Origin of the sequence: Mesorhizobium sp. M6A.T.Ce.TU.016.01.1.1 (assembly GCF_003997065.1) — a bacterium.
GTDB classification, from domain to species: Bacteria; Pseudomonadota; Alphaproteobacteria; order Rhizobiales; family Rhizobiaceae; genus Mesorhizobium; species Mesorhizobium mediterraneum.
Genome location: NZ_RZTJ01000020.1, coordinates 1 through 24,678 on the forward strand (window position 1 = coordinate 1; position 24,678 = coordinate 24,678).

General features: G+C 62.7%; 21 protein-coding genes, 1 tRNA gene, 1 rRNA gene and 1 pseudogene. 14 read left to right on the forward strand and 10 right to left on the reverse strand.

What is annotated here, in order from left to right; all coding sequences use genetic code 11:
* Positions 1-112 (forward strand): 5S ribosomal RNA (rrf, locus tag EOC94_RS26700); the annotation flags it as partial.
* A gap of 130 nt (positions 113-242) precedes the next feature.
* Positions 243-319 (forward strand) — tRNA-Met (locus tag EOC94_RS26705).
* 113 nt (positions 320-432) lie between these two features.
* Here the strand turns inward: EOC94_RS26705 and EOC94_RS34790 are convergent.
* Positions 433-513 (reverse strand): annotated as a pseudogene (locus EOC94_RS34790) (transposase domain-containing protein); the annotation flags it as partial.
* Positions 514-1,016: 503 nt separating this feature from the next.
* Positions 1,017-1,844: a MurR/RpiR family transcriptional regulator gene (locus tag EOC94_RS26715; protein ID WP_127294474.1), complete on the reverse strand. Its 828-nt coding sequence runs from the start codon at positions 1,842-1,844 to the stop codon at positions 1,017-1,019.
* 134 nt (positions 1,845-1,978) lie between these two features.
* Between EOC94_RS26715 and EOC94_RS26720 the strand changes: the two genes are divergently transcribed.
* From EOC94_RS26720 to EOC94_RS26760, 9 genes are all read left to right on the forward strand, one after another.
* Positions 1,979-2,797, forward strand: coding sequence for an N-formylglutamate amidohydrolase (locus EOC94_RS26720; RefSeq protein ID WP_127294476.1), 819 nt, complete (start codon positions 1,979-1,981; stop codon positions 2,795-2,797).
* Positions 2,798-2,816: 19 nt separating this feature from the next.
* Positions 2,817-4,379 (forward strand): amino acid permease, encoded by a 1,563-nt coding sequence (locus EOC94_RS26725; RefSeq protein ID WP_127294478.1) that lies wholly within the window; start codon positions 2,817-2,819, stop codon positions 4,377-4,379.
* A 96-nt stretch (positions 4,380-4,475) separates the two neighbouring features.
* On the forward strand, positions 4,476-5,846 hold the full coding sequence (locus tag EOC94_RS26730; RefSeq protein WP_126105099.1) for a glutamine synthetase family protein: 1,371 nt from the start codon (positions 4,476-4,478) through the stop codon (positions 5,844-5,846).
* Between the two features lie 85 nt (positions 5,847-5,931).
* Positions 5,932-7,320 carry an aldehyde dehydrogenase family protein gene (locus EOC94_RS26735; protein ID WP_127294480.1) on the forward strand — a complete coding sequence of 463 codons (1,389 nt, stop codon included), beginning with the start codon at positions 5,932-5,934 and terminating at the stop codon, positions 7,318-7,320.
* Positions 7,321-7,337: 17 nt separating this feature from the next.
* Positions 7,338-8,510 carry an iron-containing alcohol dehydrogenase gene (locus tag EOC94_RS26740; protein WP_127294482.1) on the forward strand — a complete coding sequence of 391 codons (1,173 nt, stop codon included), beginning with the start codon at positions 7,338-7,340 and terminating at the stop codon, positions 8,508-8,510.
* Positions 8,511-8,753: 243 nt separating this feature from the next.
* Complete coding sequence (locus EOC94_RS26745; RefSeq protein ID WP_095484038.1) at positions 8,754-9,860, forward strand: ABC transporter substrate-binding protein; 1,107 nt, start codon at positions 8,754-8,756, stop codon at positions 9,858-9,860.
* 164 nt (positions 9,861-10,024) lie between these two features.
* Entirely contained in the window at positions 10,025-11,014 is a 990-nt protein-coding gene (locus EOC94_RS26750; protein ID WP_095484039.1) for an ABC transporter permease subunit, read from the forward strand.
* Positions 11,011-11,802 carry an ABC transporter permease gene (locus tag EOC94_RS26755; RefSeq protein WP_095484040.1) on the forward strand — a complete coding sequence of 264 codons (792 nt, stop codon included), beginning with the start codon at positions 11,011-11,013 and terminating at the stop codon, positions 11,800-11,802. Before EOC94_RS26750 ends, EOC94_RS26755 begins: the two co-directional genes overlap by 4 nt.
* Before the next feature lie 31 nt (positions 11,803-11,833).
* On the forward strand, positions 11,834-12,898 hold the full coding sequence (locus tag EOC94_RS26760; protein WP_126105102.1) for an ABC transporter ATP-binding protein: 1,065 nt from the start codon (positions 11,834-11,836) through the stop codon (positions 12,896-12,898).
* A 225-nt stretch (positions 12,899-13,123) separates the two neighbouring features.
* Here the strand turns inward: EOC94_RS26760 and EOC94_RS26765 are convergent, their stop codons facing one another.
* Complete coding sequence (locus EOC94_RS26765) at positions 13,124-13,750, reverse strand: glutathione S-transferase family protein (RefSeq protein WP_127294484.1); 627 nt, start codon at positions 13,748-13,750, stop codon at positions 13,124-13,126.
* A gap of 124 nt (positions 13,751-13,874) precedes the next feature.
* Here EOC94_RS26765 and EOC94_RS26770 point away from each other — a divergent pair, with 124 nt between their 5' ends.
* The 3 genes from EOC94_RS26770 (at position 13,875) to EOC94_RS26780 (ending at position 17,290) form a co-directional block, all read left to right on the forward strand.
* A complete protein-coding gene (locus EOC94_RS26770; protein ID WP_126105104.1) occupies positions 13,875-15,425 on the forward strand; it encodes a cation:proton antiporter in 1,551 nt (516 codons plus the stop codon).
* A gap of 97 nt (positions 15,426-15,522) precedes the next feature.
* Positions 15,523-16,437, forward strand: a complete 915-nt coding sequence (locus EOC94_RS26775) for an endonuclease/exonuclease/phosphatase family protein (RefSeq protein WP_127294486.1) — start codon at positions 15,523-15,525, stop codon at positions 16,435-16,437.
* A gap of 7 nt (positions 16,438-16,444) precedes the next feature.
* Positions 16,445-17,290: an EamA family transporter gene (locus EOC94_RS26780; protein WP_127294488.1), complete on the forward strand. Its 846-nt coding sequence runs from the start codon at positions 16,445-16,447 to the stop codon at positions 17,288-17,290.
* Here the strand turns inward: EOC94_RS26780 and EOC94_RS26785 are convergent, their stop codons facing one another.
* Genes EOC94_RS26785 through EOC94_RS26815 form a run of 7 tightly spaced genes read right to left on the reverse strand, consistent with a single transcriptional unit; the run spans position 17,291 to position 24,555 of the window.
* Entirely contained in the window at positions 17,291-17,605 is a 315-nt protein-coding gene (locus EOC94_RS26785; RefSeq protein ID WP_127294490.1) for a Dabb family protein, read from the reverse strand.
* 10 nt (positions 17,606-17,615) lie between these two features.
* Positions 17,616-19,244 (reverse strand): GMC family oxidoreductase N-terminal domain-containing protein, encoded by a 1,629-nt coding sequence (locus tag EOC94_RS26790; RefSeq protein WP_127294492.1) that lies wholly within the window; start codon positions 19,242-19,244, stop codon positions 17,616-17,618.
* Positions 19,245-19,256: 12 nt separating this feature from the next.
* Entirely contained in the window at positions 19,257-20,018 is a 762-nt protein-coding gene (locus EOC94_RS26795; protein WP_127294494.1) for a 3-ketoacyl-ACP reductase, read from the reverse strand.
* Positions 20,015-21,532, reverse strand: a complete 1,518-nt coding sequence (locus tag EOC94_RS26800; RefSeq protein ID WP_127294496.1) for a GMC family oxidoreductase — start codon at positions 21,530-21,532, stop codon at positions 20,015-20,017. Before EOC94_RS26800 ends, EOC94_RS26795 begins: the two co-directional genes overlap by 4 nt.
* A gap of 5 nt (positions 21,533-21,537) precedes the next feature.
* Complete coding sequence (locus EOC94_RS26805) at positions 21,538-22,653, reverse strand: ABC transporter ATP-binding protein (protein ID WP_095484049.1); 1,116 nt, start codon at positions 22,651-22,653, stop codon at positions 21,538-21,540.
* Positions 22,654-22,657: 4 nt separating this feature from the next.
* Positions 22,658-23,602: a carbohydrate ABC transporter permease gene (locus EOC94_RS26810; protein ID WP_095484050.1), complete on the reverse strand. Its 945-nt coding sequence runs from the start codon at positions 23,600-23,602 to the stop codon at positions 22,658-22,660.
* A complete protein-coding gene (locus EOC94_RS26815; RefSeq protein WP_127294498.1) occupies positions 23,599-24,555 on the reverse strand; it encodes a sugar ABC transporter permease in 957 nt (318 codons plus the stop codon). Before EOC94_RS26815 ends, EOC94_RS26810 begins: the two co-directional genes overlap by 4 nt.
* Between the last annotated feature and the right edge of the window lie 123 nt (positions 24,556-24,678).

Consider the following 24,678-nt stretch of genomic DNA (forward strand, 5'->3'; position numbering starts at 1 on the left):
GGTGGTTATGGCGGAGCGGCTGCACCCGATCCCATTCCGAACTCGGCCGTGAAACGCTCCAGCGCTGATGGTACTTCGTCTCAAGACGCGGGAGAGTAGGTCGCTGCCAGGTCTGCAAAACGCACGTCGCAAAAATCCAATCTTCTCCTTACAAACAGGCCCGCCAATCGGGAGCCCGGGCCGCGCAAGCGGCCCTTTCAGTTGGCGGAACCAACTAAGCGCTGACTTGTTTCAAAAGTTGACGCGGGGTGGAGCAGCCCGGTAGCTCGTCAGGCTCATAACCTGAAGGTCACAGGTTCAAATCCTGTCCCCGCAACCAAATCAAAAAACGGCCCGCATCGCGCGGGCCGTTTTGCGTTTGGGGCCCGGCACGGGGTCGCCTTGTAACCGCGGTTCTCAGCCCACGGCCTGCTTTCAGCCGATGGCGTAGGCTCACGGCAGGAGTTCGTCGATCTGGCTGTTGGGATGGTCATTGACGATCCGGGTAAGAATGCTTGCGAGGCCAGCGTGAGGTGCCGACTGTCGAGACGTTCGTTGCCGAACTTCCGGCTATGGAGTGGCCAGCATAAGTTACGGAGCGAATCCTCCGAAGAATACACTCAGGAAAAGAGCAACAAATTGTATAACCGGCCACGCGATTAGATATGCCATCACCACCAAGAACACGCCAAGCGCAATGTTCTTCAGGTAGCGTTTGTGGTGACTTTTCATGCCCAGGCCCCACACACCCTATTGCCGCATAAGAACAGGGGCTCATTCCCGTGACAAGACAATAACGGAGCTGCCGGCGATCGAGTGGCCGAACGGCCAATAAGGAATAGCCGGCGGAGGGGGATCTGGTTTTTCCAGCATAGTCGTTGTGTGTCGGCGCTTGGGATGTAGCCGCTGTTCTCAGGCCACGGCCTTGCATTTCGAGCTGGTGATCTAGACCCACGGCAGGAACTCGTCGATTAGGCCGTTGGCATGGCCGTTGACGATCCGGGTGAGAACGTCGGCGAGGTTCAGGCCGCGTCGCCCTACCGCAGGCTTTCCAACTCGCGTATGCGTTTGGCGCCGTCGGCCTCGAGTTGCCGGGTGACGGCGCCAATCAGCGTTTCGGCAACGACGAAAAGGGCCGCCGAGGAGTCCCAGGCCGAAGGCACGGCGGTGCGCCCGGCGATAACATGGCGGGCGAAGCGGGCGATCGGCGACAGCCACTGGTCGGTGAACAGCACGATCTGCACGCCGCGCTGATGCGCCGTTTCGGCAAAGCGGACCAGGCTGTCCTGGTAGCGCCTGATGTCGAAGATCACCAGCACGTCGCGCTTGCCCATGTCGATCAGCCGGTCGCGCCAGACGCTTTCCTGTCCGCCAAGGTGAAAGACGTTGGGCTGGACGATGGCGAGGTGGGCGGCCATGTAGCGCGCCAGCGGATCGGTGAAGCGGCCGCCGATCAGGAACGTCTTGCCGCGCCGATCGGCAAGCTTTGCGACGATGTCGGCAAGCTGCTTGTCGGACAAGTGCCTGAACGTCTCGCGCATGTTGTCGAGCGTTGCTTCCAGCATCGGCGACACCGCGCCGCCGTTCGGCGACGGAGGATTGAGCGTCCGCGATGCCGGCGACTGCAGTTGCGCCGCCAGTTCGTCCTGCAGCGCCGACTGGAATTCCGGGTAGTTCTGGAAGCCGAGCCGGGCGACAAAACGCAGGATCGTCGGCGAGGAGACGCCGGCGACAGCTGAGAACTCGGCGACCGTCTTCAGGCCGATCAGCGGATAGTTGGCGATCAGCGTTTGCGCTGCGCGGCGCTCGCCCGCCGGCATCGTGCCGATGCGGTCCGAGATCAGTTCGGCGATGCTCGAAATCATCTTTTCCCCACCCTGGCCGCTTCGCCGAAATCGCGTTTGACAAAGCCCGACAAACTGTATGAAATCATCCACAGGGACGCAATGAGGTAAAATACGTAACATACGATACAGCGCTCCCCGGGGACGACAGGACAATGGAGACAGCACGGCCCGCCAGCCTTGCATTGCCTGAAACCGTGAGGGTGACAAACCCCGGCGGTTCGAGCCCATTCGTGCTGACCTGCGACCACGCCTCCAACTTTCTGCCGCCGGAATTCGGAACGCTCGGCCTTGCTGCCGAGCAGCTTTCCCGCCACATCGCCTGGGACCTCGGCGCGCTGCCAGTCGCCCACCGCATGGCCGAGGCGCTCGACGCGACGCTGGTCGAGACCCGCATTTCGCGCCTTGTCATCGACTGCAACCGGCCACTGGATGCGCCCGACCTGGTGCCGCCGGTCAGCGAGACCACCGCCATTCCGGGCAATGCTGGCCTGTCGGAAAAGCAGCGCGCCGCGCGCATCGCTCTGTCCTGGCAACCCTTTCATGATGCGGTCGCGAGCATCATCGAGAAAAGGCTGGTGCGCGGGCTCGAGACGCGGCTGGTTTCAATCCATTCCTTCACCCCGGTCTACAAGGGTATGAGCCGACCCTGGCATATCGGCATCATCCACGACGAGGACCGCCGGCTCGCGGCGCCGCTTATCGCCGCGCTGCGGCGGCTCGCCGGCGTCACAGTCGGCGTCAACGAACCCTATTCGCCGGCCGACCGCGTTTATTTCACGCTGGAACGCCACGCGCGCCCGCGGGGGCTACCCTGCGCGATGATCGAAATCCGCAACGACGAGATCTCCGGCGAGGCCGGGCAGCGAAAATGGGCGGATCTGCTCACAGGCATTTTTCTAGATCTGGAGCCCGAGGCGGCCAGGGGCTCCCGAGCAAGCGCAGTGGGAAAGTCAGCACAATCGGCCAACTAAGAACCAGAAGGGGACAAAAATGTCAGCGCAAGACTATTCGGACGTCGACAAGAAGGAGGATCTGAAGGTCCTTCACGGAATGGGCTATGCCCAGGAACTGTCGAGAAGCATGAGCCGCTTCTCGAATTTCGCCATCTCGTTTTCGATCATCTGCATCCTGTCGGGTGGCATCAACTCCTTCGCGCAAGCCACCTCGTCGATCGGCGGCGCAGGCGCCGGCATCGGCTGGATCGTCGGCTGCGCCGTTTCCGGATTTTTTGCGCTCGCCATGGCGCAGATCGCCTCGGCGTTTCCGACCGCCGGCGGCCTCTATCACTGGGCGTCGATCCTCGGCAACCGCTTCACCGGCTGGCTCACCGCCTGGCTCAACCTGCTTGGCCTGATTACGGTGCTCGGCGCGATCAACATCGGCACTGCTTTCTTCTTCGTCGGCACTTTCGGCGGAGCCTTCGGCATGACTGGCACGCCTGGCGAGATCGTCGGGTTTGTCGCCTTCATCACCGTGTTGCAGGCGCTGCTCAACCATTTCGGCATCAAGTTGACGGCTATGCTGACGGACGCCTCCGGCTTCCTGATCCTGGCAACGACAGCCGTGCTGATCGTCGCTTGCCTGATGTTTGCTCCTGCGATCGACATCACACGGTTGTGGACGTTCACGAACTATTCGGGTGATGCAGGCGGCGGCGTTTTCCCGCAGTCCGATTCCATGGGGTATCTCTTCCTGCTCTGCCTGCTACTGCCGGTTTACACCATCACTGGCTATGACGCGTCGGCGCATACTTCGGAAGAGACGTTGAAGGCAGCGCACTCGGTGCCGCGGGCGATCGTTTCGTCCGTGCTCTGGTCATCGCTGATCGGCTGGGTGATGCTATGCGCGATCGTATTGGCGATCCCCGATCTGGCGGCCGGCGCCAAGCAGGGCTGGGGCGTGTTCTTCGCGACGATGGACGCGATCTTGCCGTCGTGGCTTAAGACGCTGCTCTATCTGGCCATCCTGATCGCGCAGTTCCTCTGCGGTCTCGCAACGGTCACCTCTGCCTCGCGCATGCTTTTCGCCTTCTCGCGTGACGGTGGCATGCCGGTCGGCTCGGCCTCGCTAGCCAAGGTCAGCCCGGCCTGGCGCACGCCGGTCAATGCGATTTGGACGGCTGCGGTCCTCGAGATCATCTATGTCTTTCTTGCCCAGTTCATTTCGATCGGTGGCACGAACATCTATACCATCGTCGTCAATTCGACATTGGTGTTCCTGTTCCTGTCCTTCATCATTCCGATCGTGCTCGGCATGTTGGCTTTTGGAACGGAGAAATGGCCGAATCCCGGCCCGTGGAATCTCGGCGCCGGCCTGTTCAAGCTGTTTTGCATCCTGTCGGTCATCGGCATGGTGATCATCTTCTACATCGCCATCCAGCCGCCAAACGATAAGGTGCTCTATATCACCCTGGGCTTCATTGTGCTGACCGCCGTGCTTTGGTTCGGCTTCGAGAACCGTCGCTTCAAGGGCCCGCCGATCGGCGACCAGATTGCCAAGCGTCAGGCAGCGATCAAGGCTGCCGAGGTAGCCATAGGCGAGGCCGGCGCCTGACACCTCTCCATCGCCATGGCCGGCGCCTGCCGGCCATGGCGTTCCACATCTTCAAGGCGACAAGCCCGAAACGACAAGCACTGGAGTGCCAAAGGAATGGCCGGAAATTTCTCGTTCGATCAGTTGAAGAAGGCGGTCTCCAGCGGCGAGATCGACACGGTGCTGGCCTGCATTGTCGACATGCAGGGCCGGCTGGCGGGAAAGCGGTTCCTGGCACAGTATTTCGTCGAGTCCGCCCATGACGAGACGCATGGCTGCAACTATCTCTTGGCCGCCGACATCGATATGGAACCGGTGCCTGGCTACAAGGCGGCGAGCTGGTCGAAGGGTTACGGTGACTTCGTCATGAAGCCGGACCTGTCGACGCTGCGGCGCATTCCATGGCTGGAAAAGACGGCGCTGGTGATCTGCGACGTGCTCGACCACCACACCCATGACGACCTGCCGCATTCGCCGCGCGCCATCCTGAAGAAGCAGGTCAAGCGGCTGAGCGAGCGTGGCTATATCGGCTATTTCGCCTCCGAGCTCGAGTTCTATCTGTTCAGCGAAACCTATGATTCCGCTCGCAAGAAGCACTGGCAAGGCCTCGACACCGCCTCGCCCTATATCGGCGACTACCAGATCGGCATCACCACCAAGGAAGAAGGCGTCATGCGCCGGCTGCGCAACGAGATGGAAGCAGCCGGCATTCCGATCGAGAACTCCAAGGGCGAGTGGGGTCCGGGCCAGGAAGAAATCAATGTCCGCTATGCGGAGGCGATCGACATGGCCGACCGCCACGTCATCCTGAAGAACGGCGCCAAGGAAATCGCCGAGTCCGAAGGCAAGGCGATTTCGTTCATGGCAAAATACAATTATGGGCTGGCCGGCAATTCCAGCCACATCCACAATTCGCTGTGGAGCGCCGACGGCAAGACGCCGCTTTTCTACGACAGACAAGCCGAATGGACGCTGTCGACGCTCGGTCAGCAATGGGCGGCCGGCCAGCTCAAATACGCCAAGGAATTCACCTGGTTCCTGGCACCCTACATCAATTCCTACAAGCGTTTCCAGGCCGGCACCTTCGCGCCGACCAAGATCATGTGGAGCGAGGACAACCGCACCGCCGGTTTCCGCCTGTGCGGCGAGGGCACCAAGGGCATCCGCATGGAATGCCGTATCGGTGGTGCCGACCTCAACCCCTATCTCGCCTTCGCCGCGCTGATCGCGGCCGGCCTTGCCGGCATCGATGAAAAGCTGGAGCTGCAGAAGCCCTTCGTCGGCGATGCCTATCAGGCCTCGCAGCTGCCGGAAATTCCCAAAACCCTGCGCGATGCCACCGAGACGCTGGCGAATTCGGAGATGCTGAAGCAGGCGTTCGGTGACGGCGTGCTCGAACATTATGTCCATACGGCGCGCTGGGAGCAGTTCGAATACGACCGCCGGATTACGGACTGGGAACTGCACAGGGGGTTTGAGCGGTACTAAACTACGCCAGCGCTGCCGTTCAGCCTTTGGTGCGGAGGCGGGTAGCTCAAAACCGAGATTGTCATAAGCTGCGAGGACTCAAGGAATGACCGAAACGGTCAAGATAAAATCCCCCGTCGATGGCTCGCTCTATGCCGAGCGACCGATCGCCACGGATCAGGCGATCAATGCCGCGGTCGAGCGTGCCAAGGCAGCGCAGGAAAAATGGGCGCAGACGCCGGTCGTCGAGCGCGGCAAATATATGCTTGCCATGCTGGAGGCGCTGGTCGCCATGACCGATGAGATCGTGCCGGAAATCGCCTGGCAGATGGGCCGTCCGGTGCGTTATGGCGGCGAGTTCGGCGGCGTCAGGGAACGCACCAACTACATGGTCGAGATCGCCGAAGCGGCACTGAAGCCGGTGATGGCCTCCAATCCCAAGGACGGGTTTCGCCGCTATGTGAAGAAGGTGCCGCTCGGCGTGGTCATGGTGATCGCGCCGTGGAACTATCCCTATCTCACCGCCGTCAACACCATCGTGCCGGCGCTGATGGCCGGCAGCGCCGTCATCCTCAAGCACGCGGCGCAGACGCTGTTGGTCGGCGAACGCTTTCAGCAGGCTTTCGACAAGGCCGGCCTGCCAAAGGGCCTGTTCGAGAACCTCGTCATGAACCACGCCCAGACTGAAAGACTGCTCGGCTCGGGCAAGATCGACCATGTCAATTTCACCGGCTCGGTTGCTGGTGGCCGCGCCATCGAGAAGGCTGCGGCAGGCACCTTCATGACGCTCGGCCTCGAGCTAGGCGGGAAGGACCCGGCCTATGTCCTGGCCGATGCCAAGATGGACCATGCCGTCGCCAACTTGGTCGACGGCGCCTTCTACAATTCCGGCCAGTGCTGCTGCGGCATCGAGCGCGTCTATGTCCACGAGAAGGTCTATGACGAATTCGTCGAAGGCTTCATCGCCGAAACCAGGAACTACGTCGTCGGCAACCCGCTCGACCAGACGACAACGATGGGACCGATGGCGCAGGCCCGCTTCGCCGACCTGATCCGCGAACAGAAGGCCGAGGCGCTGCGCAAGGGTGCCAAGGCGCTCATCAACATGAAGGTTGCCAACGACGAGCCAGGCTCGCCCTATCTGTCGCCGGAAGTGCTGACTGAAGTCGATCATCAGATGAGCGTCATGCGTGAGGAAAGCTTTGGGCCGATCGTCGGCATCATGAAGGTGCGCAACGATGAGGAGGCGATCGCGCTGATGAACGACAGCCCTTACGGGCTGACGGCCTCGATCTGGACGCGCGACACCGAGCATGCGGCGGCGATCGGCGACCGCGTCGAGACCGGCACCGTGTTCATGAACCGCTGCGACTATCTCGATCCGGCGCTGGTCTGGACCGGCGTCAAGGACACCGGCAAGGGCGCGGCGCTGTCGGCCATTGGCTACGACAATCTGACGAGGCCGAAATCATATCACCTGCGTGAAACCATCTGATTTTCTGAAAGTCAAAAATGACAAAACTCATTTCTAAATGGAACTACCCGACAACCGTCCGCTTCGGTGCAGGGCGCATCAAGGAATTGCCTGATGTGCTTGATGCGACCGGAATCAAGCGGCCGCTCTTCGTCACCGATCCAGGGCTGGCCAAACTTCCGGTCGTCGCTTCGACGTTGAAGATCCTCGACGACGCCAAGGTGCCCTATGGCGTGTTTTCCGAGGTCAAGCCGAACCCGGTGGACGCCAACCTGACCGCCGGCATTGCCGTGTTCAAGAAAGGCAAGCATGACGGCGTCATCGCCTTCGGCGGCGGCTCGGCGCTCGATCTCGGCAAGCTGATCGCTTTCCAGGCCGGCCAGACGCGGCCGGTCTGGGATTTCGAGGATGTCGGCGACTGGTGGACGCGCGCCAATTCGGATGCGATCGCGCCGATTATCGCCGTGCCGACCACCGCCGGCACCGGGTCGGAAGTCGGCCGCGCCGGCGTCATCACCAATGAAGCGACCCACACCAAGAAGGTCATCTTCCACCCGAAGCTGTTGCCGGCCATCGTCATCGCCGATCCGGAACTGTCGGTTGGCATGCCGGGCTTCATCACCGCCGGCACCGGCATGGACGCGCTCGCCCACTGCCTCGAGGCCTATTGCGCGCCGGGCTATCATCCGATGGCCGACGGCATCGCTGTCGAAGGCGCGCGGCTGGTCTTCGAGAACCTGCCGAAGGCCTATGCCAACGGCAAGGATCTCGTCGCCCGCGCCCATATGATGAGCGCGGCCGCCATGGGTGCTGCCGCCTTCCAGAAGGGGCTGGGCGCCATACACTCGCTGTCGCATCCGATCGGCGCGCTCTACGACACCCATCACGGCATGACCAACGCCGTGTTCATGCCTTATGTGCTGGCCTTCAACCGCGACGCCATCGAGGTGCGCATCGCCCGGCTCGCCGCCTATTGCGGCATCAAGGGTGGCTTCGACGGTTTCGCCAAGGCGGTCATCAAGCTGCGCAAGGAGCTGAAGGTGCCGCACGCGCTGCCGGGCCTGATCAAGGGGCTCGACATGGACAAGAAGCGCAAGGGCCTGATCGCCGACATGGCAGTGGTCGATCCGACCGCCGGCGGCAACCCGGTCAAGCTGACCAGGAAAGCGGCTCTGACGCTGCTTGAAAACGCCATTGCCGGCACCGTCTGAGACGGTTTTAGCACCCGAAAAATTGATCTGGGAATTGAGGGCAAAGAAAGGGGAAAAATGAAAGGTAAGACCGAAATTAATTAGCCGGAAAAATAATCGCGGGGCGATTGCTACAGCCGGTTAAAAAGAGTTTACTTTTTCGTACTGCGGGGCATCGCTTTCACAAAGCTTTCATCTGGCTGTCACACGAAAACGATACCGCATCGCAGGCGTCCAACGGCGTCAGTTCAACGGAGAGAACACATGTTCAAATTCACGGGAAAAGTGCTTTCCCTTACGGCCGTCGCCCTGATGGCGACCTCTGCCATCTCGTCGGCTCAGTCCATGGATGAACTGGTTGCCGCTGCCAAGGCGGAAGGCCAGCTCACCACAATCGCCCTGCCGCATGACTGGTGCGGCTATGGCGCCGTGATCGCTGGCTTCAAGGCGAAATATCCCGAAATCACCGTCAACGAGCTTAACCCCGATGCCGGCTCCGGCGACGAGATCGAGGCGATCAAGGCCAACAAGGACAATAAGGGCCCGCAGGCGCCCGACGTCATCGACGTCGGCCTATCCTTCGGCCCCACCGCCAAAGCCGACGGCCTGCTGATGCCCTACAAGGTGTCGACCTGGGACTCGATCCCCGACAGCGCCAAGGATGCCGAAGGCTACTGGACCGGCGACTATTACGGCGTGCTGGCGATGATGGTGAACAAGGATCTGGTCAAGGAAGTGCCGGCCGATTGGGCCGATCTCCTGAAGCCGGAATATGCCAACGCCGTCGCGCTCGCCGGCGATCCACGCGCCTCGAACCAAGCCATCCAGGCGGTCTACGCCGCCGGCCTTTCGAGCGGCGCCGCGGCCGGTGAAGCCGCAGGTACTGCCGGCCTCGAGTTCTTCAAGAAGCTCAACGCCGCCGGCAATTTCGTGCCGGTCATCGGCAAGCCGGCGACGCTTGCACAGGGTCAGACACCGATCCTGATCAACTGGGACTACAATGCGCTTGCCGGCCGCGACACGCTGAAAGGCAATCCGCCGGTCGACGTCGTCGTGCCGAAGACCGGTGTCGTCGCCGGTGTCTACGTGCAGGCGATCAGCGCCTACGCGCCGCATCCGAACGCTGCCAAGCTCTGGCTGGAATATCTCTATTCCGACGAAGGCCAGATTGGCTGGCTGAAGGGCTACTGCCACCCGATCCGCTTCAACGATCTCGCCAAGAACGGCAAGATCCCGGAGGACGTGCTGGCCAAGCTGCCGCCGGCCGCATCTTATGAGGCCGCAGTGTTCCCAACGCTCGACGAGCAGGGCAAGGCCAAGGAAGCCATCACCAAGAACTGGGACGCCGTCGTCGGCGCCAACGTTCAGTAAGGTTGAAAACCGCCGGGCGGCTTCACTGCCGCCCGGCATTCCACTAGAGCGACGTGCGTCCACTTGGACGCACAAAGTACGCTCTAGAACTCAAATTTTCGCATCGTGCTTTCCGAAAATCGAGTTCGATTTTCGGGCCGATGCGATAAGACGGTAGCCGGCGCATGACCGATCTCTCGCTTTCCGATCACGCGATTGCCGGGAAGACGGCGCCGCCCAGCGAGGCGCGCGCGTTTCGGCTGCCGACGCAATGGCTGGGCGTGGCGCCGTTCTTCATCTTCGCCATCATGTTCCTGGTCCTGCCCACGCTCTATCTGGTGCTGGGCGCGTTCCAGAACGATGCCGGCGCATTCACCTTCGACAACATCGTCGGTATCTTCGACCCACCTAATTTGTCGAACTACATGCAGTGCCAATATGATTCCTGGATTTCCTGGGTCGACGGAAACTGCAAGCTGCCCAGCATCCTTGCCGCCTACTGGATCTCGATCAAGATCAGCCTTGCTTCGTCGCTCATCGGCGCATTTGCCGGTCTGGCCATTGCCATTGCCATCGTGCGCGGCGGCCTGCCGAACTGGATACGGTCGGCGACGCTGACCTTTTCCGGCGTGGCTTCGAATTTCGCCGGCGTGCCGTTGGCCTTCGCCTTCCTCGCCACGCTCGGCCGGCTCGGCCTCGCGACGGTGATCCTGAACACCGTGTTCGGCTTCAACATCTACGCCCACGGCTTCAACATCCTGTCGTTCTGGGGCCTGACGTTGACCTATGTCTATTTCCAGATCCCACTGATGGTGGTCATCATCACACCGGCGATCGACGGGCTGAAGAAGGAATGGGGCGAGGCGGCCGCCACACTTGGCGCCACCACCGCGCAATACTGGCGCATGGTCGTCATCCCGGTGATCTGGCCGAGTTTTCTCGGCACCGTCATCCTGCTGTTTGCCAATGCCTTCGGCGCCATCGCCACCGCCTATGCGCTGACCGGCTCATCGCTCAACATCATTCCCATCGTGCTCTACGCGCAGATTCGCGGCGACGTGCTGCACAACCCGCATCTCGGCTATGCCATTGCCTTTGGCATGATCGTCATCACCGGCCTCGCCAACGTCTTCTACATCTGGTTCCGGACGCGCAGCGAAAGGTGGCTCAAATGAAGAGCGGACGTTTCTGGGCCTGGGTCGTCTTCGCGCTGGGCGCGGCCTATTTCTTCATTCCGCTGATTGCAACCGTGGAATTCTCGATGCGCATGCGGCGCGGCGTCTATTCCTTCGATGCCTACGAGGTCGTGCTTGGCGACCCCCGCTTCCAGGCGACTTTCGGCTATTCGGTGCTTGCCGCCGTCTTCACCATCATCCTCGGCGTTCTGATCGTCGTGCCCACCGCCTACTGGATCCGGCTGCGGCTGCCGCAACTGAGGCCGGTCGTCGAGTTCATCACGCTGCTGCCGCTGGTCATCCCGGCGATCGTCATCGTCTTCGGCTACATCAGAATGTACGGATCGAACTCGCCGCTGCCGTTCCTGGCGAGCGATACGGGCACCAACGCCTTGCTGGTCATCGGCTATGCGACGCTGGCGCTGCCCTATATGTACCGCGCCGTTGACACCGGGCTTCGCACCATCGACGTGCGCACGCTGACGGAGGCGGCGCAGATCCTCGGCGCCGGCTGGGGCACGATCATCACCCGCGTCATTCTGCCCAATGTGCTGATCGCGGTATTGTCGGGCGCCTTCCTTACCTTCGCCATCGTCCTCGGCGAATTCACCATGGCCAGCCTGCTCAATCGGCCGGCCTTCGGTCCCTACCTGCAGAACATCGGCGCCAATCGCGCCTATGAGCCGGCGGCACTTGCCATCATTGCCTTCGCCATTACCTGGGCGTGCATGTCGCTGATCCAGATCCTGTCGCGTTTTGCGCCGCGATCGGCGAACCGGCCAAACTGATCGAAAAGTACTGACCGAAAGAAAAAAAGCCATGGCCGAGCCGTTCCTCTCCATCCAGCATGTGCGAAAATCCTTCGGCCCCACCACCGTGGTCCAGGATTTCAACCTCGACGTCGAGCCGGGCGAATTCGTCTCCTTCCTCGGGCCATCGGGCTGCGGCAAGACGACAGTGCTGCGCATGGTCGCCGGCTTCGAGGAGCCGAGCGCCGGCAAGATCGTGGTGGCCGGCAAGGACATCACGCGGCTCAAGCCCAACCAGCGCAATGTCGGCATGGTGTTCCAGGCCTATGCGCTGTTTCCGAACCTGACGGTGGCGCAGAACATCGGCTTCGGACTGAAGGTCGCGGGCATGCCAAAGGCCGATGCTGACAGGCGCGTTGCCGAGATGCTCGACCTCATCAAGCTGCCGCAGATGGGCGATCGCTATCCCTATCAGCTCTCCGGTGGCCAGCAGCAGCGTATCGCGCTGGCGCGGGCGATCGCGCCGAAGCCGAAGCTCCTGCTGCTCGACGAGCCGTTGTCGGCGCTCGACGCCAAGGTGCGCGTGTCGCTGCGCGAGGAAATCCGCTCGATTCAGAAGAGGCTCGGCATCACGACGATCTTCGTCACGCACGACCAGGAAGAGGCACTGTCGATCTCCGATCGCATCGCAGTCATGTATGGCGGCAAGGCCGAGCAGGTCGGCACGCCGTTCGAGATCTACAACCGGCCGGCGACCAAGTTCGTCGCCAATTTCGTCGGCACGCTGAACGTGCTCGAAGGCACCGTCACCGATGCCGCTTCGGGCAAAGTGCGCGTCAACACGCAGGAGGTCGCGCTCAAGGGCAAGCTCAACGGTTCGAAAACCGGCGACAAGCTATCCCTGGCGCTGAGGCCCGAGGCGATTTCGCTCGGCCGCCATCCCGGCCGCGATTCCAGCCTTTCGGGCGAGATCGCGGAAGTGCATTTCCTCGGCTCGGTCATCCGGGTTCGCGTCGGCATCGGCGGCAGCACGGTGTCGCTCGACACGTTCAACAGCCCGGCCGCCCCGCCGCCCGCCGTCGGTGAGAAGGCCGAGATTTCCTTCTCGTCGGGCGACATGCTGGTGCTGCACTAGAGCGCTTTTGGTGGAACCAAAACCGCGCTCCAGGTCTTGTTTGACGCATTTTGTCGGACGCCAAGCGAAGACGTTTGGCTGCAAAATGCTCTAAAGCGCGTCGCGTTGAAACGGATTCAATCGACGCGCTTTAAGCCTTTGTTTTTTGTGCATGTCGTTATCCCAAAACCGCTGCGCACTTTTGGGCGACATGCACTAACAGCGGCAGTATCCCGGAAGTCGAAGTCAGGCCGGCGGGATGAACGGCTGGCTCACCGTCCTGAAGACCGGCAGCGCTTCCAGCCGCGCGGCATGGGCGGCGAGCGCCGGAAACGCGGCGAGCGAAGCCAGGCCGGGATGCGCCTCGCCAAGGAAGCGAAGCGCGGCGGCAACCGCGATGTCGGCATGGCCGATCCGATCGCCGAACCAGTAGGTTTCAGGCCTTGTGCTGCGATCGGCTTCCAGTACAGCCATCACGCCTTCTATCTGCTTGCGGCAGCGCTCGACCCAGAGGTCGGAGATCGGCTCGTGCAGCAGCCTCTCGTAGAACAGGCTGACCGCCTTGTCGCCCAGCCCGGTTGCCAAAGCGGCTATCTTCAGCGCTTGGCGGCGCGCCGGCTCGTCGGTCGGAAACATCCGGTGCTCGGCCGCTACGAGGCTGTCCAGATGGTCCAGCATGGCGTGGCTCTCGATCAGCACCTCGCCATTGTCCAGCACCAGGGTTGGCACGCGCGTCAGCGGATTGTAGGGCCTGATCTTGTCCGCATCGCCGAAGGTCGACCAGGGACGATGTTCAAACGGCAGGTTGTACAGGGTCAGCGCAATGCCAACGCGACGGACGAAGGGCGAGTCATATTGGCCGATGAGGATCATGACCCAAGCTTATACGCAGACAACCGCCTCAACGCATACTGCCAAGTCAGAGCACAACGGCCAATCACAGCAGCTCATGGTTTTTACCGCTGCCAATAATCGCGCTTCGCCGCTACGATGAGGCATGGCGCTTTTCGAGCTGACCCTAGTTCTCCTGCTGATCGCCGTCGCGCTGACGGCATTGTCGCGGCGTCTCCAGGTTCCCTATCCTTCGTTGCTGGCCTTGGCAGGCGTAGGTATCGCCTTCCTGCCGTTTGCGCCGAGCATCGAGATCGATCCCGAACTGGCGCTCGCCTTGTTCGTCGCGCCGGTGCTCCTCGACGCTGCCTACGACACGTCGCTGCGCGATCTCAATCGCTACAGGCTGCCGCTTGTCTTGCTGGCGCTTGGCGCCGTTGTTTTCACGACTGCGGCCGTGGCGCTCGCCGGATGGGCAATGGCAGGCCTGCCGATCGCTGCGGCCATTGCCCTCGGCGCGATCGTGGCGCCGCCCGATGCCGTCGCGGCGTCGGCCGTGCTTGGACAGTTCAAGGTGCCGCACCGCATCACCGCGATCCTGCAAGGCGAAAGCCTGCTCAACGACGCCACGGCACTCCTGATCTACCGCATGGCGGTTTCCGCAGCTGCCGGCTCTATCCTGCTGAGCAGTGCGGTTCCGATGATCTTGCTGTCGACGGTCGGCAGCCTTGCCGCTGGTTATGTGCTCGGCCGCTTGTTTCTCGTCACCCTCAGTCGCATCGAAGACCCGGCGAGCGGTACGGTGGTGCAATTCGCCGGAACATTCGGCGTCTGGATCCTGGCCGATAGGATCGGGCTCTCCGCCATCATAACGATCGTCGTCTATGCCATGACCATCGCGCGCACCGCGCCGCGCCGCATGCCGGCCAGGAATCGCGTCAGCTCCTACTCGGTCTGGGAGACGGCGGTCTTCGTGCTCAACGTGCTGGCCTTCGTCCTGATGGGACTTCAGGCGCGATCGATCGTCGGCCGGCTTGCCGAGCAGGGGCAGGTCGAAGCGTTCGTCTTCGCCGCAGCCGTGCTGGCAGTCGTCATCGTCTCGCGTCTCGTCTGGGTGCTGGGATGCGGCGCGATCATGAGGTGGCTTGCCAGCTTCGGTGACGCGGATCGGCAGGCCGAAGCCCCGTCGTTTCGCGGCGGCGTGCTGATCGGCTGGTGCGGCATGCGTGGTCTGGTCACCCTTGCGGCAGCGTTTGCCTTGCCGGCCGACTTTCCCGGCCGCGACCCGATCGTGCTCGCCGCGTTCTCGGTCGTCCTCGGCACATTGGTGCTGCAAGGCATGAGCCTGAAGCCGCTGCTGCGCTTGCTTCGTCTCGATCCGGACGAAACTGTCGACCGCGAGGTCGCGCAGGCACGCGTCGCCATCATGCAGGCCGCACTGGACGCGTTGAGCGGCAAGACATCGAATGCGGCGGCCGCGGTCCGCGAGCAATTTACCGCGCAGCGCGTGATCGCCGAAAATCCTGACGATGCCCAGGCTGCAACCGAGTACGACAGGTTGCGCCTCTATGCCATCAAGAGCCAGCGCGACGCGTTGGAACAGCTGCGTATCGATGGGACGATCGGCGACGAAGCCTATCATCGCCTGGAGGAGGAAATCGACTGGTCGGAACTGGCCGCTTCTCCGCCAGGACGTTTCCAGCCGCTGACGACTTAGCCGCGCGCTATCTGGCCCAAGCTCTCTCCATCCGGCTGCACATTGCAACCGATCCGCCAAACCGCTACTGCCATCACGAAATTGAGCCGGTTAAGCAATGAAGCTGGTCAGCTACAATATCCAGTACGGTTTCGGCAGCGACGGCCGCTACGATCTCGCGCGCTGCGCCAAGGTTGTCGCTGGCGCCGACATCATCGCCTTGCAGGAAGTGGAACGGCACTGGCTGCGCAGCAACGAGGACGACCAGCCGGAAATCCTTTCTCGGCTGCTGCCCGAATACCATTGGGTCTATGGCCCGGCCTTCGACATGGACGCCAGCGAGCGGCGTGAAGGCCGGATCGTCAACCGGCGGCGGCAATTCGGCACCATGGTGCTGTCGAGGCTGCCGATCGTCTGGTCGCGCCTGCACACGTTGCCGCTGCGCCGCACCGTGCGTCCGCTCAACACCCGCAACGCGGCGCTCGAATGCATGATCCGCACCCCTGCCGGACCGGTGCGGGTGCTGTCGCTGCATCTCGCGCATATCGCGGCCGAGGAGCGGCTGGAGCAGATCGACTATCTGCTCGCCGAGCATCGCCGGGCGCCGTCCGACGGCGGCCCGTGGAGTGGCGCCGACGACGAACCCGTGCGCAACTGGAGCAATGGCGAGCCGCAGCCGGAAAACCCGCTGGCAGCGATCTGGATGGGCGATTTCAACATGGAGCCGGGCAGCGCCGAGTACCGGCGCATCGCCGGCAGCACGCCGTACCATCGCGGTGCCGCCTATCTCGACGGTTTTGTCGATGCCACCGCCGTCGCCAGCGAACCTGCGGGGGACTTCCACACCCATGTGAAGACCATCGATGGCAGGCTGACAAAGCGACGGCTCGACCATTGTTTCGTCGGCGGCATGTTTGCGGGACGCGTGCGCTCGGTCAGCGCCGATATCGGCGAAATCGCCTCCGACCACTTTCCGCTGCGGGTCGACATCGACCTGGAAACGCCGCTCGCGACAGGGACCGGAGGCGCATGAGCCACCGATGACCTTGTTCGTCTTCTTCGCGGTGCTTGCCGCCGCCGCCATGCACGCGATATGGAACGCGCTGGTCAAGGTCCATCTCGACCGCTTTCTGTCGATCACGCTGATGACGCTCGGCATGGGCGCCGTGGCGCTTCTGGCGCTGCCTTTCGTCGAGGTGCCGAAATCGGAAGTGTGGCCGTACATCATCGCCTCGGTGATCTTCCACATGGGCTACAGGACGTTCCTGATTGGTGCCTACAAGGCCGGCGATTTCGCCCAGACCTATCCGCTGGCGCGTGGCACGGCGCCGCTGCTGGCCGCACTTGGCGGCATAGTGGTCGTAGCCGAGGTGCCGGCGCCGCTCGCCATTCTCGGGATCCTTCTTTTGTCGGCGGGCACGCTGGTGCTGTCGTTTCGCGGTGGCGCGCATCTAGAGAGATTGAACCTGCGCGCGGTCGGCTTTGCGCTGGGCACCTCGATCTTCATCGCCAGCTATACGCTGTCCGACGGCAGCGGCGCGCGGCTCGCCGCCACCGCCTCGAGCTATGCGGCATGGCTGTTCGTCTGCGATGCGCTCTGGGCGCTGGTGCTGTGCCTGATCTTCCGCGGGCCAAAGGCGCTGCCGGTGCTGGCGCGCGACTGGAAGGCGGGCGTGTACACCGGCGTGCTCAGCGGCGCCGCCTACTGGATCGTGATGTGGGCGATGACCAAGGCGCCGATAGCCTCGGTCGCGGCGTTGCGCGAAACGTCGATCCTGTTCGCCATGATGATCTCGGTGTTCGCGCTCGGCGAGAAGATGACGGGCTGGCGGGGAGCCGCCGTGCTCAGCATTGTTGCCGGCGTCGTCGCGCTGAGGCTCGGGTAGCTAAGCGCTTATTTCCAGGTCGAACACCATCAGCCCGTCGGTTCCGCCTTCGAGTGCAGCAACCAGCCGGGCGCCGGCCCGCTGATGCGCTTCATGCACTAGATAGGCATCGCACGCGGCGGCATCGCGAAAATCGATGGTGAAGCCGTGCGTGAAGCCGCGTGCGAACGGTTCTGGGCTGACATTGGCGCTGAATTCGACCTTGCTCATGCCTTCGATCACCCGCCGCAACGCTTCGAGGTCGGCATGGATCGCCGCGCGCTCGTCGTCGGTGACGTCATTGCGGAACCTGATGAAAACACAGTGCCTGATCATTTTTGGGTTCCTATGCAGCCTGGTTGCCTGAAAACACGGCCGGCGGCAACGGCTCGCGGCCAAGGATCAGATCGGCGCCCTTTTCGCCGACCATGATGGTTGGTGCATTGGTGTTGGAGGAGGGAATGCGCGGCATCACCGAGGCGTCGCAGATGCGCAAGCCCTCGATGCCGCGCAGCTTGAGATCGGGCGTCACCACGCTCATCGCATCATGGCCCATGCGGCAGGTGCCGACAGGGTGATGGTCGGTCTTGGAACTGCGGCAGGCATAGTCGAACAGTTCGTCGTCGCTGGTGAGTGTCGGTCCCGGCAGCACCTCGCGTAGTACATAGGGGGCAAGTGCCTTCTGCCGCATGATCTCGCGCGCCAGCCTGAGCCCCTTGATCGACATGTCTCGGTCATAAGGGTCGGACCAGTAATTCGGATCGATCAGCGGGTGGTCGGCGGGATCCGCACTCTTCAGTCGTACCGTGCCGCGCGAATGTGGGCGCAGGAAAGCCGAATTCAGCGTCACCCCTGGATTCCTGAGTTTCTCGACGCCGGCCTCGATGCCCGAGCCGAGGCCGAGATGGAGCTGGATGTCGGGCGAGGCGGCGGTCGGGTCGGCGTACCAGAAGCCGCCGGTCTCGAACAGGCTGGAGGCAACCGGTCCCTTTTTGAGCAGCAGATATTGCAGGCCGGCCCACACCGTTCGGTGCAGCTTGGCGTAGTTATCATAGGTGTGGTCGCCGGTGCATTCGGCAATGACGAACAGGTCGAGATGGTCCTGCAGGTTGGAGCCGACGCCGGGCAGATCGTGCACCGGCGTCACGCCGACCGACTTCAAATGGTCGGCCGGGCCGATGCCCGACTGCATCAGAAGCTTCGGCGAGCCGATGGCGCCGGACGAGACGATCACTTCGCGCTCGGCGCGCAGGATTTTCTTCTCGCCGCCCGGCCTGTCGACGGTCTCGACGCCGATGGCGCGGCCCTTGTCGATGACGATGCGCGTCACCAGCACATCTGTCCTGACGGTCAGGTTCTTGCGTTCGCGGATCGGCCGGAGATAGGCGACCGAGGCAGAGGAGCGTCTCGCGTTTCTCTGCGTCAATTGGTAATATCCGACGCCCTCTTGGGCTACCCCGTTGAAGTCCGGATTAAAGGGAATGCCTATCTCCTGCCCGGCGCGGAAATAGGCTTCGCAGATCGGCAGCGGCGCAATCGGGTTCGAGACGCCGAGCGGGCCTTGGTCGCCGTGAAAATCGTTGGCGTAGCGCTGGTTGTTCTCGGCCCGCTTGAAATAGGGCAGCACGTCGCGGTAGCCCCAACCGGCAAGGCCCTCTTCCCTCTCCCAGGCGTCGTAATCGCGGGCGTTGCCGCGCGTGTAGATCTGGGCGTTGATGGAGGAGCCGCCGCCGATCACCTTGGCCTGCGTATACCGGAAGACGCGGTCCTTCATGTGCTTTTGCGGCACGGTCGACCAGCCCCAGGAGGCGATGCCCTTGGTCATCTTGGCGAAACCTGCCGGCATGTGGATCAGCGGATGCCAGTCCTTGCCGCCGGCCTCGAGCAGCAGCACCTGATGCGACGGATCTTCGCTCAGCCGGTTGGCGAGGACGCAGCCGGCCGGGCCGGCGCCGACGATGATGTAGTCGGTCATGGGGTCACCCGCTCACAGTCTCGGCACCGATAGCGCGCCGTCGACATTGACGATCGAGCCGGTCGAAAAGCCAAGCTTGCCGCCGGCGAGTGCCGCCACCGCGGCGCCGACATCGGCGGCTTCGCCCCAGCGCTTTGCCGGCACCAGCCCGCTGTCGATCAGCGCGTCGTATTTGGCCGTCACGCCTACGGTCATGTCGGTGCGGATGATGCCCGGCCGCACCTCGAACACGCCGACATTTTCGGCGGCGAGCCGCAGTGCCAGGGTCTTCACCCACATCGAAAGCCCAGCTTTGGAGATGCAGTAGTCGCCGCGCTCGGGCGAGGCCATTTCGGCGCTGACCGAGGTGATGGTGATGATCGATTTTGGGTGATCACCCGGCGCCGCAAGCATCGCCTTGGCAACGGCTTGGCTGAGGAAGACGGTGCCGCGCAGATTAATGCTGAGGATCCGGTCGAAATTCTCCGGTTTCAATTCCAGCAGGTCGCCGCGTTCGACCGCGCCGATGCCGGCATTGTTGACCAGGCAGTCGATGCGGCCGAAGGCGCTTATCGCGGCATCGACCAGCGCCGCATGGTTTTCGAGATCGGCGATGTCGCCACAATGGTAGGCGAATTTCGCACCGCGGGCAGCGATGTTGGCGGCAAGTCCGTCAGCGGCATTGTCGGCAAGGTCCACGACAAGGATGTCGAAGCCGGCATCGGCCAGCGCCTCGGCGCAGGCCAGCCCAATGCCGCGCGCGCCGCCGGTGACGATGGCCGCCGGGCGGGTCATGCGACAAGCTCCGTCTTGCGGATATGGTCGGCGACACGCAGCGCTTGTGCTGCGATCGACAGCGCCGGATTGACTGCGGCCGAGTTGGGCAGGAAGCTAGCGTCGACGACAAACAGGTTCCGGTGGTCGAACGAGCGGCAGAACGGGTCGAGCGGCGAGGTCGCCGGATCGTCGCCCATCTTAACCGTGCCGCACTGGTGCGACGGCGTGCGCTTGTCGAAAGGCCGCGACAGGACGATTGGATAGCCGCAGGCGCGGAAGTTTTCACGCATCACCTTGGTCAGCCCGTCGAGCGACTGCATGTTGGAGCGCCGCCACTGCATGACGATGTCCTTGCCGTCGACCATGATGCGACTTTCGGGATCAGGCAGGTCCTCGCACATCAGGTACCAGTCGACGGCGTGGCCGGCCATGAAGTCCAGCGCGAATTTGGGTGCAAGCTTGACGTTGGCCCTCAGAATATGGCCGTCGATCTTGCCCAGAAGCTGAACGTTGCCGAGCGGCTTGCCGCCCTTGCCGTCGGACAGATAATAGTCGTTGAGCATCAGCGTCTTCTGGTAGACGGATGTGTTCCTGCGGCGCGGATCGATCGCCAGCATGGCGCTCGAATTGTGGTTCATGAAATTGCGGCCGACCTGGTCGGAACGGTTGGCGAGGCCCTTGCCGCCTCCCTTGCCATTGTTGGGAGAGGGCGAGCGCAACAGGATGACCGCTGAATTGACCGCGCCGGCCGAGAGGATGACCAGTTTCGGCGTCACTTTCTTCAGCGTGCCATTCTGGCGATAGTGAACGGCGGCGATCGTCCTGGCATCCGATGACGCTTCGAGATATTCGACGTGGGCACTGGTCTCTAGCCTGATGTTCCGGTCGGCCAGTGCTGCCGCCAGCGGCCCTGTTTGGGCGTCGACCTTGCCGGTCCCGGTGTTGGGAAAGGCATCCCAGCCTGTCTTGCCGTCCTTCAGCCAGGCATCGATGTCGACGCCGAGCGGCAGCGATGCGGGGTGCAGGCCGAGACCCTTGAGCTCGGCGCGGGCGCGGGCGATGGGCGGCTCGTCCGGCACCGGCCCGAAGGCATAGGGGATCGAGTGGAACGGTTCGGTCGGGTCTTCGCCGAGTGCGCCGCGCACGCGAAAAAGCTGCTCGGCCCTGGAGTACCATGGCTCGAACGCCTCGTAGGAGAACGGCCAGGCCGGCGAGACGCCCCCATAGTGCTCCATGGCGGAAAAGTCTTGCCTGCGGTAGCGGATCAGCACCGCGCCATAGAATTTCGAATTGCCGCCCACATAGTAGTAGTTGCCGGGGTTGAACGCAGCACCCCCGACCTCGCGCCACATCTCCTTCGGCCGGTAATGGCCGTCGACGAAGATAGCGCGTGTGTCGCGCGTGTGCGTCGTCGTCGGCAGCTTCTCGCCGCGCTCCAGCATCAGGATCGAGGCGCCACTGCCGGCAAGGCCGGAGGCGATCGTGGCGCCGCCGATGCCGGAGCCGATGATGACGATGTCCGGGTTTGTCATGGCTGTCAGAGGATACGGTTCTCGGTCGCCGGATCGAAGAACACCGCCTTGGTCAGGTTGAAGGCGAGCGGCGTGCTGGTGCCCGGCTGGATGTTGGCGTCGGCGCGCAGCCGCGCCACCACCGCCTTGCCGCCCAGATTGGTGACCGCGAAAGTGTCGGAGCCGGCCGGTTCCACGACTTCGATGTGACAGTCGGCGGTGGCGATGTTCGATGCGTTGCGTTCGGCCCCTTCCGGATCGGTCAGGGCTTCGGGGCGGACGCCGAAGATGATCGGCTTGTCGTGGAATGCCGACAGGCCCGACGGCGCATCGGCCAGCGGCAGCGAGATCGGCTCGCGCGCCTCGCGCTGCAGCACCACGGAAAGCGCATTGCCATTGCCGCCGATCGTCGCCGGGATCAGGTTCATCGCCGGTGAACCCATGAAGTCGGCAACGAACAGATTGGTCGGGTTGTTGTAGATTTCGGCTGGCGTGCCGAACTGCTGCACCTCGCCGTCGCGCATCACCGCGATCTTGGTGGCCAGCGTCATCGCCTCGATCTGATCGTGGGTAACGTAGACTATCGTTGTGCCGGTGGTCGCGTGCAGGCGCTTGATCTCGATACGCATGTCGACACGCAGCTTGGCGTCGAGATTGGAAAGCGGCTCGTCGAAGAGAAAGAGCTTGGGGTCGCGCACCAGCGCGCGGCCCATCGCGACGCGCTGGCGCTGGCCACCGGAAAGCTGGCTCGGCTTGCGCTGCAGGAGGTGGCCGATCTGCAGCACCTTCGCCACCTTGTCGATCGCCTTCTGGCGCTCCTGAGCCGGCACGCCGCGCATCTCCATGCCGAAGGCGATGTTTCCGGCGACCGTCATGTTCGGATAGAGCGCGTAGCTCTGGAACACCATAGCGATATCGCGCTTCGAGGGATGAAGATCGTTGATCGTCCGGCCGTCGACGCGAATTTCGCCTTCGGTGATGGTTTCCAGGCCGGCGATGGTGTTGAGCAAGGTCGACTTGCCGCAGCCGGACGGGCCGACCAGCACGAGGAAGCCGCCCTTTTCGAGATCGACGTCGATGCCCTTCAGGATTTCGACCGATCCGAACCGCTTCCTCAGCCCATTGATTTCGAGAAAAGCCATTCGATTATCCTTTGACGGCGCCGGCCATCAGGCCGCGCACAAAATAGCGGCCAGCGACCACGTAGACGAGAAGGGTCGGCAGTGCGGCGATCATCGCCGCCGCCATGTTGACGTTGTATTCGACGACGCCGGTCGAGGTGTTGACGACGTTGTTCAGCGCCACGGTCATCGGCATCGCGTCACCGGTGCCGGCATAGGCGGAGGCGAACAGGAAGTCGTTCCAGATGTTGGTGAACTGGTAGATGACGGTGACGACGAAGATCGGCATCGAATTCGGCAGCATGATGCGCCGGAAAATCTGGAAGAAGCTGGCCCCGTCGACCTGCGCCGCCTTGACCAGTTCGGTCGGGAACGCCTCGTAATAGTTGCGGAAGAACAAAGTGGTGAAGCCAAGCCCGTAGACGACGTGGACAAAGACCAGGTTGACCGTCGGGTTGCCCAAGCCGAATGACAGCCCTGTTGCGTTCCGCAACGTCACGCCGAAACGGCCGAGGCTGCCGAGGATCGTCGCCATCGGCAACAGCACCGACTGGAACGGAATGAAGCAGGCAAACAGCATCAGCCCGAACACCAGCGTGTGGCCGCGGAAGCGCCATTTGGTCAGGACATAGCCGTTGAGCGCGCCGAGCAGCGTCGAGATCAGCACCGCCGGAACCACCATCTTGATGGAATTCCAGAAATAGCCCTTGATGCCGGCGCAGGTGAGGCCGACGCAGGTCTCGCCCCAGGCCTTCAGCCATGGCTCGAAGGTCGGCGCCTGCGGCAGCGCCAGCATGTTGCCGTTCTGGATCTCGTCCATGGTCTTGAACGAGGTCACCAGCATGACGAATAGCGGCATCAGGTAGAACAGCGCGAACAGCGCCAGCAGGCCGTAGATGACAACGCGGTTGACGGTCCTGGCGCTGATGCCGCCAGTGCTCTGGCGAGCGGGAGTGGCAATGACGCTCATCGCGGCTTCTCCCTGAGCTCGGAGTAGAGATAGGGCACGATGATCGCGGTGATGGTCATCAGCATGATCACAGCACTGGCTGAGCCGACAGCCATTTCGTTGCGCTTGAAGGTGTACTCATACATGAAGTTCGACGGCAGCCAGGCCGAGCCGCCCGGTCCGCCACTGGTCAGCGCGACGACCAAATCGTAGGACTTGATGGCGAGGTGGGCGAGCACGATGAAGGCCGACAGGAACACCGGCCGCAGCAGCGGGATGACGATCCGGCGATAGAGCTGGAACGTGGTGGCGCCGTCGATCTGCGCCGCCTTCATGATCTCGCCGTCGATGCCACGCAGGCCGGCGAGGAACATCGCCATGACGAACCCCGAGGCCTGCCAGACGCCGGCGATCACCACGGTGTAGATGACGAAATCCTTGTTCTTGATCCAGTCGAAATGGAAGCTCGTCCAGCCCCATTGGTGCAGCGTCTGCTCGAGGCCGAGGCCGGGATCGAGGAACCATTTCCAGGCGACGCCGGTGACGATGAAGGATAGCGCCATCGGGTAGAGATAGATCGGCCGCAACACGCCTTCGCCGCGGATCTTCTGGTCGAGCAGGATGGCCAGGAAAAGGCCGAGCGCCAGGCAGATGAAGATGTAGAGAAAACCGAAAATGCCCATGTTGGTGATCGACGTGTACCAGCTCGATGGCGGGTCGCTCTCGAAGGTCCAGCGCCACAGCCGCTGATAGGCGCGTGACCCAGTAATGGCATAGGACGGGAACGTCTTGGAGTTGGTGAAAGACAGATAGACCGTCCACAGGATGAAGCCGTAGACGAAGACGATGGTGATCGCAAAGCTTGGCGCCAGCACGATCTTCGGCAAGGCGTCCTGCAGGCGCGAGCGCACCGAGGCGCCCGGGCGCGCGTTATGCTCCGGCGTCAGCTTGATCTGGGTCGCGACCGTAGTCATGGGCTCCTCCCTTTCGGGTCGGGCGTGTTGGTTGATCGCCGGCGCCAGGTGATAGGCATTTCCGACGCGAGGCCGACCATCCTGCCTTGGTGGAACCTTCCCCACCGGAGCAGGGAAGGTCTC

Coding starts and splice junctions, on each gene's coding strand:
- EOC94_RS26715 (WP_127294474.1), bottom strand. CDS start 1,844: ATGATTTCGAGCATCGCCGAACTGATCTCGGACCGCATCGGCACGATG.
- EOC94_RS26720 (WP_127294476.1), top strand. CDS start 1,979: ATGGAGACAGCACGGCCCGCCAGCCTTGCATTGCCTGAAACCGTGAGG.
- EOC94_RS26725 (WP_127294478.1), top strand. CDS start 2,817: ATGTCAGCGCAAGACTATTCGGACGTCGACAAGAAGGAGGATCTGAAG.
- EOC94_RS26730 (WP_126105099.1), top strand. CDS start 4,476: ATGGCCGGAAATTTCTCGTTCGATCAGTTGAAGAAGGCGGTCTCCAGC.
- EOC94_RS26735 (WP_127294480.1), top strand. CDS start 5,932: ATGACCGAAACGGTCAAGATAAAATCCCCCGTCGATGGCTCGCTCTAT.
- EOC94_RS26740 (WP_127294482.1), top strand. CDS start 7,338: ATGACAAAACTCATTTCTAAATGGAACTACCCGACAACCGTCCGCTTC.
- EOC94_RS26745 (WP_095484038.1), top strand. CDS start 8,754: ATGTTCAAATTCACGGGAAAAGTGCTTTCCCTTACGGCCGTCGCCCTG.
- EOC94_RS26750 (WP_095484039.1), top strand. CDS start 10,025: ATGACCGATCTCTCGCTTTCCGATCACGCGATTGCCGGGAAGACGGCG.
- EOC94_RS26755 (WP_095484040.1), top strand. CDS start 11,011: ATGAAGAGCGGACGTTTCTGGGCCTGGGTCGTCTTCGCGCTGGGCGCG.
- EOC94_RS26760 (WP_126105102.1), top strand. CDS start 11,834: ATGGCCGAGCCGTTCCTCTCCATCCAGCATGTGCGAAAATCCTTCGGC.
- EOC94_RS26765 (WP_127294484.1), bottom strand. CDS start 13,750: ATGATCCTCATCGGCCAATATGACTCGCCCTTCGTCCGTCGCGTTGGC.
- EOC94_RS26770 (WP_126105104.1), top strand. CDS start 13,875: ATGGCGCTTTTCGAGCTGACCCTAGTTCTCCTGCTGATCGCCGTCGCG.
- EOC94_RS26775 (WP_127294486.1), top strand. CDS start 15,523: ATGAAGCTGGTCAGCTACAATATCCAGTACGGTTTCGGCAGCGACGGC.
- EOC94_RS26780 (WP_127294488.1), top strand. CDS start 16,445: ATGACCTTGTTCGTCTTCTTCGCGGTGCTTGCCGCCGCCGCCATGCAC.
- EOC94_RS26785 (WP_127294490.1), bottom strand. CDS start 17,605: ATGATCAGGCACTGTGTTTTCATCAGGTTCCGCAATGACGTCACCGAC.
- EOC94_RS26790 (WP_127294492.1), bottom strand. CDS start 19,244: ATGACCGACTACATCATCGTCGGCGCCGGCCCGGCCGGCTGCGTCCTC.
- EOC94_RS26795 (WP_127294494.1), bottom strand. CDS start 20,018: ATGACCCGCCCGGCGGCCATCGTCACCGGCGGCGCGCGCGGCATTGGG.
- EOC94_RS26800 (WP_127294496.1), bottom strand. CDS start 21,532: ATGACAAACCCGGACATCGTCATCATCGGCTCCGGCATCGGCGGCGCC.
- EOC94_RS26805 (WP_095484049.1), bottom strand. CDS start 22,653: ATGGCTTTTCTCGAAATCAATGGGCTGAGGAAGCGGTTCGGATCGGTC.
- EOC94_RS26810 (WP_095484050.1), bottom strand. CDS start 23,602: ATGAGCGTCATTGCCACTCCCGCTCGCCAGAGCACTGGCGGCATCAGC.
- EOC94_RS26815 (WP_127294498.1), bottom strand. CDS start 24,555: ATGACTACGGTCGCGACCCAGATCAAGCTGACGCCGGAGCATAACGCG.